General features: G+C 50.6%; 17 protein-coding genes. All 17 read right to left on the reverse strand.

What is annotated here, in order from left to right:
• On the reverse strand, positions 1 to 1,180 hold a 1,180-nt coding region (locus B4H10_RS01940; RefSeq protein WP_292018066.1), incomplete at its 3' end, for a UvrD-helicase domain-containing protein.
• Between the two features lie 86 nt (positions 1,181 to 1,266).
• The gene (locus B4H10_RS01945; RefSeq protein WP_170087787.1) at positions 1,267 to 2,538 is read right to left on the reverse strand and encodes a manganese-dependent inorganic pyrophosphatase; all 1,272 of its coding nucleotides are present in this window, start codon (positions 2,536 to 2,538) and stop codon (positions 1,267 to 1,269) included.
• A 150-nt stretch (positions 2,539 to 2,688) separates the two neighbouring features.
• Positions 2,689 to 3,030 carry a 50S ribosomal protein L19 gene (gene rplS, locus B4H10_RS01950; protein ID WP_059075838.1) on the reverse strand — a complete coding sequence of 114 codons (342 nt, stop codon included), beginning with the start codon at positions 3,028 to 3,030 and terminating at the stop codon, positions 2,689 to 2,691.
• Between the two features lie 130 nt (positions 3,031 to 3,160).
• Positions 3,161 to 3,727 (reverse strand): hypothetical protein, encoded by a 567-nt coding sequence (locus B4H10_RS01955; RefSeq protein WP_059075837.1) that lies wholly within the window; start codon positions 3,725 to 3,727, stop codon positions 3,161 to 3,163.
• 147 nt (positions 3,728 to 3,874) lie between these two features.
• Positions 3,875 to 5,923 carry a glycine--tRNA ligase subunit beta gene (glyS, locus tag B4H10_RS01960; RefSeq protein WP_292018067.1) on the reverse strand — a complete coding sequence of 683 codons (2,049 nt, stop codon included), beginning with the start codon at positions 5,921 to 5,923 and terminating at the stop codon, positions 3,875 to 3,877.
• Positions 5,924 to 6,799, reverse strand: a complete 876-nt coding sequence (glyQ, locus tag B4H10_RS01965) for a glycine--tRNA ligase subunit alpha (protein ID WP_059075835.1) — start codon at positions 6,797 to 6,799, stop codon at positions 5,924 to 5,926.
• Positions 6,800 to 7,095: 296 nt separating this feature from the next.
• Positions 7,096 to 8,559: a sodium:solute symporter family protein gene (locus B4H10_RS01970; protein ID WP_059075834.1), complete on the reverse strand. Its 1,464-nt coding sequence runs from the start codon at positions 8,557 to 8,559 to the stop codon at positions 7,096 to 7,098.
• Positions 8,560 to 8,582: 23 nt separating this feature from the next.
• Positions 8,583 to 8,822, reverse strand: coding sequence for a DUF3311 domain-containing protein (locus tag B4H10_RS01975; RefSeq protein ID WP_059075833.1), 240 nt, complete (start codon positions 8,820 to 8,822; stop codon positions 8,583 to 8,585).
• 415 nt (positions 8,823 to 9,237) lie between these two features.
• Positions 9,238 to 10,104 (reverse strand): CvfB family protein, encoded by an 867-nt coding sequence (locus B4H10_RS01980; protein WP_075582368.1) that lies wholly within the window; start codon positions 10,102 to 10,104, stop codon positions 9,238 to 9,240.
• A gap of 1 nt (position 10,105) precedes the next feature.
• Positions 10,106 to 10,486 carry a ribosome silencing factor gene (rsfS, locus tag B4H10_RS01985; protein ID WP_059075831.1) on the reverse strand — a complete coding sequence of 127 codons (381 nt, stop codon included), beginning with the start codon at positions 10,484 to 10,486 and terminating at the stop codon, positions 10,106 to 10,108.
• 40 nt (positions 10,487 to 10,526) lie between these two features.
• Positions 10,527 to 11,480 (reverse strand): LCP family protein, encoded by a 954-nt coding sequence (locus B4H10_RS01990; protein ID WP_083501444.1) that lies wholly within the window; start codon positions 11,478 to 11,480, stop codon positions 10,527 to 10,529.
• Complete coding sequence (gene yqeK / locus B4H10_RS01995; RefSeq protein ID WP_059075830.1) at positions 11,473 to 12,078, reverse strand: bis(5'-nucleosyl)-tetraphosphatase (symmetrical) YqeK; 606 nt, start codon at positions 12,076 to 12,078, stop codon at positions 11,473 to 11,475. The genes B4H10_RS01990 and yqeK overlap by 8 nt, the downstream gene beginning before the upstream one ends.
• The gene (nadD, locus tag B4H10_RS02000; RefSeq protein WP_292018068.1) at positions 12,060 to 12,677 is read right to left on the reverse strand and encodes a nicotinate-nucleotide adenylyltransferase; all 618 of its coding nucleotides are present in this window, start codon (positions 12,675 to 12,677) and stop codon (positions 12,060 to 12,062) included. The genes yqeK and nadD overlap by 19 nt, the downstream gene beginning before the upstream one ends.
• A gap of 144 nt (positions 12,678 to 12,821) precedes the next feature.
• Positions 12,822 to 14,075 carry a glutamate-5-semialdehyde dehydrogenase gene (locus B4H10_RS02005; RefSeq protein WP_292018069.1) on the reverse strand — a complete coding sequence of 418 codons (1,254 nt, stop codon included), beginning with the start codon at positions 14,073 to 14,075 and terminating at the stop codon, positions 12,822 to 12,824.
• A gap of 14 nt (positions 14,076 to 14,089) precedes the next feature.
• Positions 14,090 to 15,226, reverse strand: a complete 1,137-nt coding sequence (proB, locus tag B4H10_RS02010) for a glutamate 5-kinase (RefSeq protein ID WP_292018070.1) — start codon at positions 15,224 to 15,226, stop codon at positions 14,090 to 14,092.
• A gap of 7 nt (positions 15,227 to 15,233) precedes the next feature.
• Positions 15,234 to 15,527: a YhbY family RNA-binding protein gene (locus B4H10_RS02015; RefSeq protein ID WP_059075827.1), complete on the reverse strand. Its 294-nt coding sequence runs from the start codon at positions 15,525 to 15,527 to the stop codon at positions 15,234 to 15,236.
• An 11-nt stretch (positions 15,528 to 15,538) separates the two neighbouring features.
• Positions 15,539 to 15,799 (reverse strand): Obg family GTPase CgtA (cgtA, locus tag B4H10_RS02020; RefSeq protein WP_292018071.1); only part of this gene is annotated, 261 nt, incomplete at its 5' end.

The following is a 15,799-nucleotide window of genomic DNA, read 5'->3' on the forward strand; positions in this document are numbered from 1 at the left end:
AGGCGATGATATCCTTGATTTCCTTTCGGTCATAGAATTTCGTACCGCCTACCATGGTATAGGGAATCGAATAGCGCATCAGTTTTTCTTCCAGTACACGGGACTGGGAGTTGGTGCGAAACAGAATGGCCATATCGCCGTACGGCTCATTTTCGATGGTATGACGGTTATAGATGACGCCAGCTACATAATCGGCTTCATCGTGTTCCGTCTGGGCGTGATAATGTATGATTTTATGGCCTTCCGGATTTTCCGTCCACAGATTTTTCTGCGGCCGGTCCATATTGTTGTCGATGACGGCATTAGCTGCTTTGAGGATTGTTTTGGTAGAACGGTAATTCTGCTCCAGCTTGATGGACGCAGCCTGAGGGTAGTCGCGGTTGAAATCCATGATATTGCGGATATCGGCACCACGCCAGGCGTAGATGCTCTGATCGGCATCGCCGACGACGCAGATGTTCTTCCATTTGGCCGCCAGGATGTGGGTCAGCATGTACTGGGCATGGTTCGTATCCTGATATTCATCGACGAGAATATACTGGAAGCGGTCCTGATATTTTTCCCGGACCTCTTCGTTTTCCTGCAGCAGGCGCACAGCCAGGAGCAGCAAATCGTCGAAGTCGAGGGCATTATTGGCTTTCAGTTTCTTTTCATACAGGTCGTAGACATCGGCTACTTTTTGTTCATAGAAATCACCGGCCCGGCGGGCGAACGCCTGGGAATCCATGAGCGCATTCTTGGCTCCGGAGATAGTTCCCAGAACGGATCGCGGGGGAAATTGCTTATCGTCCAGATTCAGTTCTTTCAGGCAGTCCTTGACGAGTGTCTGCTGGTCCGTCGCATCGTAAATCGTGAAATTCCGGGTATACCCTTGAAATCCGTCGATTTCAAAACGCAGCAGTTTGGCACAAAAAGAATGGAACGTACTGAGCCAGATGCGTTCTGCTTCGGCACCGACAAGATTTTCTACACGTTCCCGCATTTCCCTGGCAGCTTTATTGGTAAAGGTGATGGCCAGGATGCGATATGGCGCAATGCCTAGCTCCAGTAAATGGGCAATCCGGCAGGTCAGTACCTTTGTTTTACCCGATCCGGCACCGGCCGTGATGAGCAGCGGCCCTTCTGTATGCTGGACAGCTTCGAACTGGCGTTCGTTAAGAGTAGCAAAAATAGGATTCATTCAAACTCCTTTATGAGACGGCATACGTATAAAATGGGACTGCCGCACGACGACAGTCCCTTGTTGGATTACAGGTATAGCAAAACTTATTTCAGAGCCGTCAGGATTGGCGGAACGATCTGTTTCTTACGGCTCATGACGCCCGGGAGATAGACTTCCTTATCGACGACGTCTTTGGCAAAGGCCTTGGTGACTACGTCATCCATGTTGCCGGCAAAGATCAGGTTGGTCGATTCGTCGATGATGCTGGTAATCATGAGGAATGCGGCATCGTAACTGTGGGCAGCGCGCATTTTTTCCAGCGCATTGAGCAATACGTCTTTCTGCTGCAGAAGATCCGATGTGTCCATGACCTGAACCTGGGAAATCGTAAAGGTCTTGCCGCTATCAGAAAATTCTTTCATGTCGTTGGCAGCAATTTCTTCCGGTGTAAGATCCGATACATTGGCGCCGGCTTTCAGCATTTCCATGCCATATTTTTCGACATCGACGCCGGCAATAGCAGCCAGTTCAGAGGCGGTCTTCTTATCTTCTTCCGTGCAGGTAGGGCTGCGGAACAGGACCGTGTCGGAGATTACGGCCGAAAGGAGAAGGCCGGCTATATCCTTAGGAATAGCGATGCCTGCCTGTTTGTACAGACCGGTTACGATCGTCGCCGTGCAGCCTACCGGACGGAAGAGAATGAAAATCGGGCCTTCTGTCGAAAGGGTGCCGCCGATGCGGTGGTGGTCTACGACACCGACGATGTCGGCATCTTCAGAACCGTCGATGATCTGTTTCTTTTCGTTGTGGTCTACGAGGATGACCTGCTGTTTTTCTGCAGCAGCTACGCATTCGGCACATACCATGCCGACGTATTTGCCATCATCGACGACGACATATTTGCCGTCTTGCGGGATATCACAACCTTTATCCGTCGTCTGGAAGAAGCGGTCCGGATCATGTACCAGGTCTTTGACCATGCTCAGTTCTTCCCCGGTAACGGTCTTGATGAATTCTTCTGCCAGGGCGGCCCGGTCGATGACACCTACGAATGTACCATTGTCGGCAACGGGAGCGATGGGAGACGGATGAGCTGCAAACCATTTGGCTGCGTCTTTGAGGCTGGCGCTGATTTTCAGTGCTTCAACTTCTGTATGGACAGCATCGCCCACTTTGATATAAAAATCTTTGACGATCGGCTGTGGTTCGACGTGGAAATAATCGAGCGCAAAGGCCGTTTCCTTATTCATTTCACCAGCCCGGATAGCGACGGCGTCGATGCCCTGGAGCTGTTTTAATTTCGCGAATGCAAGGGAGGAACAGATAGAATCTGTATCGGGGCTTTTATGCCCTGTAACAAAAATTGGTTTTGCCACAATAAATCACCTCATTAAATACTTGTAATTTAATTAATCCTGTTGTTTATTATACCATACGTCACGGCCCCCTGCCATAGGAGGGCACCAATATGGATAAAAAAAAGACTGCCATCAGACAGTCTTTTTTCCAGTGTTCTTGCCTGCAAATTAGCGGCGTTCGCGGATACGGGCAGCTTTGCCTGTAAGACCGCGCAGATAGTTCAGCTTTGCACGACGAACGATACCATGACGTACAACTTCGATTTTGGCCAGACGCGGGGAATGTACCAGGAAAGTACGTTCAACGCCGACACCGTAGGAAACACGACGAACCGTGAATGTTTCACGGACACCGCCGTTCTGACGGCCGATAACGACGCCTTCAAATACCTGGATACGTTCGCGGTTGCCTTCGACAACCTTTACGTGTACCTTGACGGTATCGCCAGGGCGGAAATCGGGGATGTCCTTACGAAGCTGTTCTTGTTCAAGTACGCTGATGATGTTCATGTTTATTTTCCTCCTATAAGACATTCGTGCCCGCGTCATCACCCAGCTGTGACAATCGCCTTACGGGCAGAGGACTGCCTAAATTAACAGCGATATTATACCATAGGAGAAACAGTATTGCAAGCTTTTTTTAGATAACGGCTCCGCTTGGCATAAAGCTCTGGCTCATGTGGAAAATATACTTCTGGTATTTCTTTTCCAGCTTAGTCGGATAGACGACGGAAAAGCAGACATAGGTATTCGTATCATTCAGGAGATACAGTTCTTTATAGAAATTCCTGCCGTCTTTCGTCCAGGCGATGGCATAGTGATTGACCGTCTTATTGTCTGTCGTCAGTTTTGGGGATCCATTCATGCCGATATCCATGTTGTACAATTCATCCAGGGAAAAATTCATCTGATTCTTAACGGCATAGGTCGTGACGACGACTTTATTTTTGAGGTCCTGGAAATAGCAGCCATCTCCCCCTTCATTTTCGTCGGCTTTATTGACTTCTGTCGGAATATCCAGCGCATAATGATAGTTGCTGTTGATGTAGCGGTAATAATTCATATCGTTAGCCTGATAGACCATGATTTTGGCATAGCTGTCTTTATCGGAGCTGTCCAGCAGTCCATACGGTGTATTAGCTGCCAGGGCTGTGGAGGAAACGAGAGCCAGACCAGCCAGAAGCAGCGCGATTTTCTTTCCTTTCATCCATATCATTCCCTTCGTATACATCATTTAAAAATAGATGTGGAGCGGATCCACATCTATTTTTGCTTCTATTATATCATGAATTTGTCATATCGTCAGCCGAATACTACAGACTGTAAGAAGATTGTGACACACCCATCTGCTGTATCAGCTCAATTTCTTGATATCGCCGATAGGCTGGATCAGGCTGAAGGTCAGCGTCAGGAGATTGAGACGGTTCTGTTTGACCGCTTCGTCTTTATGCATGACCAGGACGTTGTCGAGGAAGGCATTGATGGCCCCGATGCCTTCCGTCAGGACTTCGGCAGCGCCGGCATAGTCGTATACTGCGTATTTTTGCGGCAGATTGGCCTGCATGGCTACGACGGCTCCATAAAGGGCCCGTTCTTCTTCTGTTTCAAAGAGGTCCGGATTAACCTGAGTATCGTCAGCGTCTTTGACCATGTTCCCTACACGGGTATAAGCCTGGAGCAGTTCGGTCTGGCTCATGAGGTCGGCCCGGATGAGCGCATCGGCTCTCTTGGCCGCTTCCGATGCATTGAGCGTATCCGATGCCAGTACGCAGTCGATGATATGATAATCCATCCCTTTATCCTGGAAGATATTTTTCAGACGCAGGGTGAAGTATTCATTGAGCTGGCTCATGACTTCGGCCTGCTTATCTTCTTCCACGTGAAGGAGATTGAGAATGAAAGCAAAGACTTCGTCACAGTTGAGGTTCCAACCGGCATCCATGAGGATATTCAGGATACCGATAGTCTGGCGGCGCAGAGCAAAGGGATCCTGCGACCCTGTCGGAATGAGGCCCAAACTGAACGAGCCGGTAATGGTATCGAATTTATCGGCAATGCCGAGGACTTTACCCATCGTAGTCTGAGGCAGTTCGTCGCCGGCAAAACGCGGCAGATACTGTTCGTTGATGGCATCGGCAATTTCCTGCTTTTCGCCGTCAATCATGGCATATTCTCGTCCCATGACGCCCTGAAGTTCCGTAAATTCAGCTACCATCTGGGTCAGAAGGTCAGTCTTGGCCAAGTCGGACAGGCGGGTAAGGTCGCCATCATCGAGGCCCAGATCCAGTTTGTGATTGAGGAATGTCGTAATCTGTTCCAGACGCTGTGCCTTATCTTTGAGTGTACCCAGGCCGTCCTGGAATACGATGCGCTGCAGGTCATCGACGCGGTCGATAAGTTTCTTTTTCTTATCTTCTTCAAAGAAGAACTTGGCATCATCCAGGCGGGCGCGCAGTACCCGTTCATTGCCGTGCTGGACCGTTTCCAGATGATAGTCATCGCCATTGCGGACGGTGAGGAACAGGTTCATGAGCTTGCCGTCTTTATCGCGCATGGGGAAATACCGCTGATGGTCTTTCATCGGCGTAATGATGGCCGCTTCCGGGAGCTGGAGGAATTCCGTATCGAATTCGCCGCACAGGGCCGTAGGATATTCGACGAGGAATACGACTTCTTCCAGGAGGTCTTCATCCATGATGATCGTACCGCCCTTTTCGTCCGCCAGTTTCTGCATGCCCTGGAGAATCATCTGTTTGCGTTCTTCCGGATCGACGATGAGGAAATGTTCTCTCGTTACGGCTTCATAGTCTTTCATAGACGGGATTTCAAAATCGCCCGTACCGAGGAAACGGTGGCCGCGGCTGATGCGCCCGGATTTTACTTTGGCAATTTCAAAGGGAACGACATCCGTGCCAAAGAGCGCTACGAACCAGCGCAGAGGCCGTACGAAATGAACCGTCTGGTCACCCCAGATCATGCTCTTGGGGAAACTCAGGGACAGGATGATATCTTTCAGGATATCCGGCAGCAGACTGGCTGTATCCTTGCCGATTGTCGTAACGTTGGCATAGACATACCCGTCTTCTACGACCAGGTCTTCTACGGCTATCTTCTGGCCCCGGGCAAACCCCATAGCAGCTTTCGTCGGTTTGCCTTCACTGTCATAGGCAATCTTGACGGACGGCCCTTTGTTCTTGGCCGATACATCGGACTGCTTTTCTGCCACACCAGCGATCAGAAGAGCTACACGGCGCGGCGTGCCCAGCGAGCGGATGGATTCATAGGATATGTTAGCTTCATCCAGTTTTTTATGGGCCAGATCCTTAATCTGACTGAGGATACTCGGCATATAATGAGCCGGGATTTCTTCCGTACCAATTTCAAGCAGTAAATCTTTGCTCATTTATTTTTCCTCCTTCAACATAGGGAACCCCAGTTTTTTACGCTGTTCGAGATAGGCTTTGGCGCAGGCCCGGGACAAGTTGCGGACACGGCCGATAAAAGCAGCCCGTTCACTGACGCTGATAGCGCCCCGCGCATCGAGCAGGTTGAACGTATGAGAGCATTTCAGCGCATAGTCATAGGCAGGCAGGACAAAGCCGGCTTCGATGGTCCGCATGGCTTCGGCTTCATAGAGGTCAAAGAGATGGAACAGCAGCTTGGCATCGCTGACTTCAAAGGCATAGGACGACTGTTCGAATTCGTTCTGATGGAAAATATCCCCATAAGTCACGCCGTCCGTCCATTCCAGGTCGTATACGTTGTCTACACCCTGAATGTACATGGCCAGTCGTTCCATGCCATATGTGATTTCCGATGATACAGGATGAACGTCTATGCCGCCCACCTGCTGGAAATAAGTAAACTGTGTGACTTCCATGCCGTCGAGCCAGACTTCCCAGCCGAGACCCCAGGCACCCAGTGTCGGCGATTCCCAGTTGTCTTCGACAAAGCGGATATCGTGTTCTCTCGGGTTGATGCCCAGTACTTCCAGACTCTGCAGATACAGTTCCTGGATATTGTCCGGGCTCGGTTTGCAGATGACCTGGAACTGATGATGCTGATACAGCCGGTTTGGATTATCGCCATAACGGCCATCGGCCGGACGGCGGGACGGTTCGACGTATGCGACGTGCCACGGTTCCGGTCCCAGCGTACGCAGGAACGTCGCCGGATTCATTGTACCTGCCCCTTTTTCTACATCATACGGTTCCTGGATGATGCAGCCTTGGGAGGACCAAAATTTCTTCAAAGCGAAGCTCATTTCCTGAAAGTTCATGTTGCTTTTCCCTCCTGTACAAAAAAAGTCCCTGTAACATCTCTTGATGTTACAGGGACGAGTTAACACCCGCGGTTCCACCCTGATTGGTCGATTGACCCGCTCACTTTATGCAGCCATACACACCACAACGGCTTCCGGCTGCCGCCTTCAGAATGCCTTCTGCACTCCTTCTGGCAGGCTCACACCTTCCCTGCCTCGCTGTGGCGGACTGCATACTACTTTCTTTCATCGGCTTTCATGCCACTAATCATAGCAAATCTTGTGGGAGTTGTCAATCATGAGGATAGAGACCGTTAAATCATCTTCGTCTTGCCCGACGAAGTAATCAGGCTGACGATGACGAAGACAAGCGTGTTGATGCACAGGGCAAAGAATCCGGCATTGATATGGACCGAACCGAGGGCAACGGGATCCATTTTGCTCAGGATGAGGAAGAATACCAGGAATTCTCCGACAATGAGGCCACAGACGGCGCCGAGCTTGCTGGCTTTTTTCCAGAACAGGCCGAGTACGATAATCGGGAAGAACTGAGTAACGCCGGCATAGCCCGTGAGCAGCAGATTGACCAGCAGGTTGGCATGGAAAATGGAAAGGTAAAGAGCAACAGCCGTCAGGATGAGGATGAGATACCGGGCTACGTTCTTCATGTGTTCTGGTGTAACGTGTTCATCGTTATGACGGAAGCCGCGTACATAAATGTTGCGGGAAATGAGCAGCGACGTAGAAAGGAGCAGATCCGCTGCGGGAATCATGCAGGCCAGAGCGCCGGCACCGCCGAGGATTCCCAGTACCCATGTCGGGAACGTATCCTTTACGAGGAACAGGAATGCCATATCGGTACGAGGCAGCGGATTGCTGGCGTATACGATGACTGCCGTAAAGCCGACGAGCATTGGGAAAATCAGTGCCAGCTGGGCAAAGGGCAGATAAATGGCATTATGACGCGGTACGTCCGGGTCTTTGGCACTGAACGTATTGGTCGAAAAATGGGGCCACATATAAAAACCCAGGGCAGTCAGTGCGATGGTAGACATCCCCCAGGTCACATCGAGGTTCTTCGTACCGCCAGGGAAAGTCAGGAAATCGGGTTTAATCGATTCTACGGCTGTAAACATTTCAGAGAAACCGCCGCAGTAATGATACGGAAGATAAATACCAAAAATCAGCATAGCAGCGATCATGCTGACGTCCTTAAATACTGCCGTAGAAGCAACACCTTTCAGGCCGCTCAGGAAGACGAATGCCGCAACCATGACGAAGGCGATGAGCATGGCCTGGACGCGGCCGATGGCTCCGAGAGAAGCGACTTCCACGATAAGACCCAGAGCAGTAAGCTGCAGCTGCAGATACGGCAGGAGGAAAGCGACGCCGACACAGGAAATGAAAATCCCAAGGGGACGGCTGCTGTAGAGATATTCTACCATGTCTGCCTGGGTAACTAATTTATGACGATGGCCGAGCGCACAGACACGGGGCAATACGTGGTAACCGACGAGATATGCCAGACCGCCATAAGCCAGGATATAGAAGGTAGGGCCCCCACGGGCATATGCCCAGCCACTGGCACCTAAGAAAGCAAAGGCGGTGTATACTTCCCCGCACATAATGAACCAGTTCAGCCAGCGCCCGAAATTACGGCCGCCGACAGCCCAGTTTTCAGCACTCATTTTTCTATCCTTCAGGCCCGGAATAGCACCGAGAATAGAGATACCGATAATAAAAGCAAATAAAATGATTAATGCACCGAAATTGTCCATCCAGTTCACATCCCCTCTTGCACTTATTTGATGTCATCACGACTGACGTTCGGATCCATGTACAAATGATCCTTTGAGGCAATACCGCCAGGTTTGTGGTCCACATTCCACAAAAGCTGCAATGCGATTACGGAAATGATGATTCCTGCCAGTTCCCAGAAGGCGACAAAGGGAAGCCCCAGCACGTAAGGATGAGCCACATTGACAAAGGGAAGACAGAAGATGGACCAGATGAATGGTATGGCTGTAATCAACACTCGCATATACCTCTCTCCTTTCCAGTTGGTATTCCTTCAGGACATAGTTCGCATGAATATTCTTTTACAAAATTAAAATATTCATTTTATTTTTTATTTCCTGAAGAATTCAGTTCGCTGAATGATTAAAGTATAGAACATTTATTAATTTTTTCAAGGGTATTTTGGAAAAACAATTTAAATTTTTAAAATAAATGATTATATTTTTATAAAATTGCCTATTTAATCTATATTTTTAGTATGAATTGAATTTTGTATACAATATGTATGAACCATACACAAGGATTTTCCTGCTCCCCGGGACATACCACATAAAAAAACAGAGTTTGTCCATCGGACAAACTCTGTTGCTCATCAGAAAAGCACTTTAAAAGTTAAATCGCCTCATATATACATTTTTTGCAAAGAAATCAAATGGCACTCAGGACTGTTGCTCATCGAGATAGGTCCAGCCATCTTCCTGATGGACTTTCCCTTCTTTCATGAGATGCCCCAGCGCACGCTTGAACGCCGATTTGCTCAGGCCAAATTTTGCCTTGATGACAGCCGGTGCCGTCGAATCACTGTAGGGCATCTTCCCCTTACGGCTCTGCAGGAATGTTACAATCTGGGCACAGTCTTCATCCATCGCCTTTTCCTTGACCGGTCGCAGAGAAATATTGATACGGCCATCTTCCCGCAGGTAGGTAATGCGCCCTTTGATCATCTGGCCAATCAGGATAGGGCCATGGAACTCGCTGCGGTGCAGGAACGCAATCCACCGTTCCCGGGTCATGATATAGGCACCCTGGTCGTTCATATTATAGACGGCACCTTCTACCCAGTCGCCAATCCTGGCATCGGTCGCCGGCCGGGAAGCGCGGCGCATTTCGTCTTCTACTTCCATGGAAACGGCCAGACGATGGGATTTATCCTCATAGAGACGGACCCATACATATTCCCCTTCTTTCGGCCGTCCCTTCATTTCGGCAAAGGGCATGAAAATCCCCCGCTCTGTCCCGACATCGACAAAGGCGCCGAAACGGGTCGTGTTGATGATAGGGGCATAGCCAATCTGACCGATTTTGATTTTTGGCAGGCGCATGCTGGCAGTCAGCCGGCCTGACGGGTCATGATACAGGAATACGGTCACCGTATCCCCGACAGCAACAGGATGAGTCTGCTGATTTTTGTGCAGCAGGATATCATCATTCGTATTGCCCGTACCGCCATCGAGGAAGGCGCCCATCTCGCCGAGACGGAGCACTTTCAAGGCAGCGATACTGTTTTCCTGCAAAAGTTGATTCATCTTATTCTCCTTCAAAGGGAATCCGCGGTGCATCGCACCAGAGATTTTCCAGTTCATAATAGCTGCGGTCCTGATCGACAAAAACGTGGGTCACCACATCGCCGGCATCGATGAGGATCCAGCGGCCGGAACGGTAGCCTTCGACATGACGGACCGTGTATCCGTTCTTTTCCAGTTCTTCTTCCACGTTGTCGGCAATACTCTGGGCCTGACGGGTATTGCGGGCGCTGCAGATGACAAAATAATCGGCCATGATCGATGCCGTCATCATATCGAGGATGATGATATCCCAGCCTTTTTTGTCATATGCAGCCTGGGCTGCGATTTCATAACAAGTCTTTTCCTTTGTGTCGTGTGTCTGTTCTTTCATTACTAATGGCATTTCTTTCTATCTTCTCCTTTTTTATCCCATCCACGCCGTACTATTCATTGGCTATGGCATGGCTGCTCGTCCCGATAATCTTTTGTACTTCTACGGGATCAAAATTCCATAACGTATCCGATGTAGCCGTTTTCGTTTCTCCACTCTTGGCAATTTCGCCGGGCAGCATGTAAAAGTGAATGTCCGACACGGGCACATTGCGGAATGTCCAGACAAGTCGTGCCATGTCTTTGGCCGATATGTTGGAATCTACGTCGTGCCAGACGCGGTATGCGTTTACCGCATTCGTTATGCCAAAGTGGGTTTCCCGGTCTTCATAAAACGCTTTAAGGAATCGTTCCTGCCGCAGTGCCTGGAAAAGCGGGCCTTCCTTGTCACTATAACTCATATAGCCGGCAGATTCCCGCCCCGTAAGCAGCTGATATCCCTGACCGAGATTAAAATCAACCGCCCCATCGCTGGTTTCCCCGTACATCGGTTTTTCTACATACAGTGGCAGGCCGTCATTGATATCGATCATCCGGGCAAACGATTCAGGCGTAAAAGAAATATAATACGGAATGCGGATGTGGAAGATATCTTCTACGACAGCCCGGGTAAGGCTCATCCCGCCTTCGGTGTAAATATCCTGCAGTGCCTGTACTCCTTTTCCCTTCCGTCCTTCAATCTTGGTGTTATTGGGCAGCATGATGAAATCAACGGTCTTCTTTTCTTTATTGACGGCTGCCAGTCCGACGAAATTCGTCCGCGGCGCCGCTTCTTCATCGACACCGATAACCAGCACATAGAGAGGTATATCCGGACTCTGTTGGGCAAATTCTTCGTTTGCCGGTGACGGACGGAAATGAAACCAGGCCAGTACACCGGCAATGATAGCCAGCCCGATGAGGATTGCCATTCCCAATCTGTGCCAGAACCGGCGTTTCCGTTCATCCGGGCTGACGGTCCGGCGACGCTTGTTCCGCGTCTTCCCTTTCTTTTGCGTTTCACCCATTTTTCTGTCTCCCCTTCTTCTGCATCGCCAGAATCTGGGCATTGCGGTTGATGACCGTGCCGGCAAAAATAAGCTTGTCCTGTTCCAGCAGATGGGAAATGGTCGAATCGTATCCGGCAAGGACCGCCTGGTCCAGGTCTGCAGCGGCCAATTCGCGAAGGTGTTCTACGCCGTCAAAATCACGGTTTTCTTCGATGTAATCGGCAACAAAGATGATCTTTTCCAGTGTCCCCATGACTTCTGCCCCAGTCGTATGATGGGCCAGGGCTGCAAGAAATTCCTCGTCTGTCAGGTGATACTTCGTACGGGCAACGGTAACGGCCGCATACCCATGGAGCAGGCCGCCGTTTGTCATGATGGCATCATCGAGACGGTCGCCGAAAGACTGCCGGGCCAGTTCCTGCATTTCCTCCAGAGGCAGCTGCTTGGCCGCATCGTGCAGAAGACCAGCCGTTTCAGCTTTATCGGGATCATAGTCATTACGCAAAGCCAGCTGACGGGCTGCTTTGGCTACGCCCAGGACATGCTTATACCGGTGGGCAGATAATATGCTTTTTAAATCACTTTTTATTTCTTCTTTTAACGTTGTACTGTACATTGATATATCCCATTCTTCCTGATATAGTCTGCAACGGCCCGGGGAATCATATAGCGGATGCTGCGGCCTTCCCGGATGCGCCGGCGCAGTTCCGTCGAAGAGAGTTCCATGGTCGGTACGGACAGCTTCAGGATGTGATGTCCCAGACTGCCGAAATGCCGGATGACGGGCATAATGGCTTCTGTACCGTCCGGACGGGTTGCGCCGATGAAATGGCACAGACGTAATATATCTTCCGGATGATTCCAGTTCGGAAGGTCCTGTATGGTGTCCGTACCGGAAATGAAATACAATTCATGACTGGGGCCGTACAATTTCTTTAAAAAACGCAGTGTATCCAACGTATACGACGGTCCTCCCCGGCGTATTTCCATGTCGCTGACCGTAAAATAAGGATTATCGGCCGTCGCCAGGCGCGTCATTTCCAGCCGCTGTTGTGCCGTAGCGCCGTGTACTTCTTTATGAGGGGTAATGTATGAAGGAATAAAGAGGACGCGGTCCAGCGAATACGCTTCCCGTGCTTCTTCGGCTATCATCAGGTGTCCCAGGTGGATTGGATTGAAAGTTCCGCCCATAACACCCAATCTAGTGATTTCCATAATAGATATACATACCTCCCCAGATAATAGCCACTACTATTATATATAATAGCAAAAAAATGGCGTAATGTTTATACTCATATTGCGTCTTCGGCGAGGACGCATACTGGCGCAGCGTCCGCACGTATCCGCGCAGGCATCGCATCATTGGCGGATCTGTCCCTTACCGTGGATCAGATATTTATAGCTGACCAGCGCTTCCAGTCCCATCGGTCCCCGGGCATGGAGTTTCTGCGTGCTGATGCCGATTTCTGCGCCAAAGCCAAATTCAAAGCCGTCGGTAAACCGCGTCGAGGCATTGACATACACGGCTGCTGAATCGACTTCCTGCAGGAATCGTTCCGCCGTATCTGTATTTTCCGTGACAATAGTTTCTGAATGATGGGTGCTGTAGCGGCGGATATGATCCAGCGCTTCATCGAGAGATGAAACCGTGCGGATAGACATGATGAGGGCATTGTATTCCGTGCGCCAGTCTTCTTCTGATGCCATTTCTATGCCCGTTCCGCCAGCTTCTCTGGCAGCCGTATCGGCCCTCATTTCAACATGGCGGGCCTTCAGGACCGGTACCAGCTTTTCCATAAGCGGCTGGACGACGTCCTTGTGGACCAGCAGTGTTTCCATGGCATTGCACGTAGAGGGACGGGATACTTTGGCATTTTCAATGATGCTGACGGCCATGTCGAGGTCGGCATCTTTATCGACGTAGACATGGCAGACGCCGCTTCCCGTTTCGATGACCGGAACTTTCGCCGTATCGACGACCATGCGGATCAGACCGGCTCCCCCGCGGGGAATCGCCAGATTGATGTACTGGCGCAGTGTCAGCAGTTCGCCGACCAGGGCCCGGTCGGTATTTTCCATAATCGTAACGGCATCGGACGGAAGGCCGGCACGTGCAATGGCATGGCGGATGACTCCCGCCAGAGCCACGTTGGAATGGATGGCTTCACTGCCTCCGCGCAATACGGTCGCATTACCTGATTTCAGACACAGGACAGCCGCATCGACAGTGACATTAGGGCGGGATTCGAAGATGATGGCAATGACGCCGAGCGGAACGGTCACCTTATCGATATGCAGGCCGTTGGGACGGTCCCAGGATGCCAGCGTCTGCCCGACGGGATCTGGCAGGGCAATGACCTGACGGACTCCTTCAGCCATTCCCCGGATGCGGTCCGGCGTCAGGGTCAGCCTGTCAATCATGGCGTCGCTCATTCCCTTTTCCCGGGCTGCCGCTACATCGGCTGCGTTGGCCTCCATAATAGAACTGGCCTGAGCCAGCAAATCATCTGCAATATAGGTGAGAGCATTATTTTTTACTGTTGTATCCGCATTGGCCAGAGCATACGATGCCTGCCAGGCTGCCCGGGCTTTCCGGACGGCTTCTGATTCCATAGCCTCTTCCCCCTTTAATACATAGCCACGAGATTATCGCGGTGAATGACTTCTTCATAAATGCCGTCATGGCCCAGTACTTTAGGAATATCGGAAGACTGGACGCCTTTGATGGCATTGATATTGATGCTGCTGTAGTTGGCTATCCCTTTAGCAATGATGATGCCATCGTACTGGACGTTGACGATATCTCCCTCCTGGAATATACCTTCTACGGCCGTAATCCCGACGGGAAGAAGACTCGACCCGTGGTCGATGATGGCATCACGGCAGCCCTTATCCACGATGATACTGCCTTTCGCCCTGCTGCCCGAAACGAGCCAGCGTTTCTTGGAGTGAAGAGGCGTATCCTTGGCTTTGAACAGCGTACCTATGGCTTCTCCTCCGACTATGCGGCTGATAATGCCGTCTTCACTGCCCGACGCGATGACCATATCGACATCGGCCGCAGTAGCAATCGAGGCTGCCTGGATTTTGGTATGCATGCCGCCAGTGCCCATACTGGAACCGGCATCACCGGCGATTTCATAGATGTGTTTATCAATCGTATGGACTACGGGAATGATGGTCGCTTCCGGATGTGTTTTGGGATTGTCCGTGTATAACCCGTCGATATCGGAGAGAAGGATGAGCAAATCGGCATCGACGAGACCACTGACCATAGCAGAAAGAGTATCGTTATCGCCGATTTTATATTCATCGACGGCGACGACATCGTTTTCATTGATGATAGGGATGATTCCCATCTCCAGCATGGTCAGGAGCGTATTGCGGGAATTCATGAACTTGCTCCGGTCCTGGGAATCCATCCGCGTCAAAAGTACCTGTCCTACGATTTGCCCATATTCGCGGAACATCATTTCGTAGGTATGCATGAGTACGCCCTGTCCGACAGCTGCCACCGCCTGTTTTTCCCGGATACTGCGCGGCCGGTGGTCCAGGTGCAGCGGGGCCAGACCGGCATTGGTCGCACCGGAACTGACGAGAATCATCTCTTTCCCCTGATTTTGCAAATCGGCCAGTTCCCGGACCAGATGTTCGATGCGCCGGTAATTGAGCTTGCCGTTTTCATAAGAAATCGTACTGGACCCTACTTTGACGACGATGCGTTTTTTATTGGTAAAATCTCTCTGCTTGCAGTCCACTTCCATCACTGTCCTACTCTTTAATATAGTCGTAATGCGATTTATCTTTCTTCTTTTTGAACAGGACGCCGTAATGGCCGATGACCTGTACGAGTTCGGCTCCCAGCATACCTGCCAGTGTTTCCATGGTTTCCGCCGTATCGAGGTCGGCATTATTGAGCACATGGGCCTTGACCAGTTCTCTGGCGGTAATGGCAGCCCGGGCACTATCGATGACGGCGTCGGACAGTCCTTCCTTTCCTATCTGGATGACCGACGGCATCTGGCTGGCCAGTGCCTTGAGTTGTTTTTTATCTTTATTATTCATATTCTATCTCCTTATTTGCGGTATTCAAATTCCATGGAATAAATGCGCACCGTATCGCCTTCCTGGATGCCCTCTTTTTGCAGCATCTTGTCCAGTTCCATATAACGCCAGATACGCTGGAACCGGCGCAGGGACATGTCATCATCGAAATTCGTCATGGCGACGAGCCGTTCGATCCGGGGGCCGGTAATGACAAAGGCACCATCATCGTCGCGATGAATTTCAAAATCCGGTTTTTCTTCTGGTTTATAGATGACCTCTTCATCCGTTTC

Source organism: Megasphaera sp. UBA4382 (assembly GCF_002391155.1).
In the GTDB taxonomy this organism is placed as follows: domain Bacteria; phylum Bacillota; class Negativicutes; order Veillonellales; family Megasphaeraceae; genus Megasphaera; species Megasphaera hexanoica.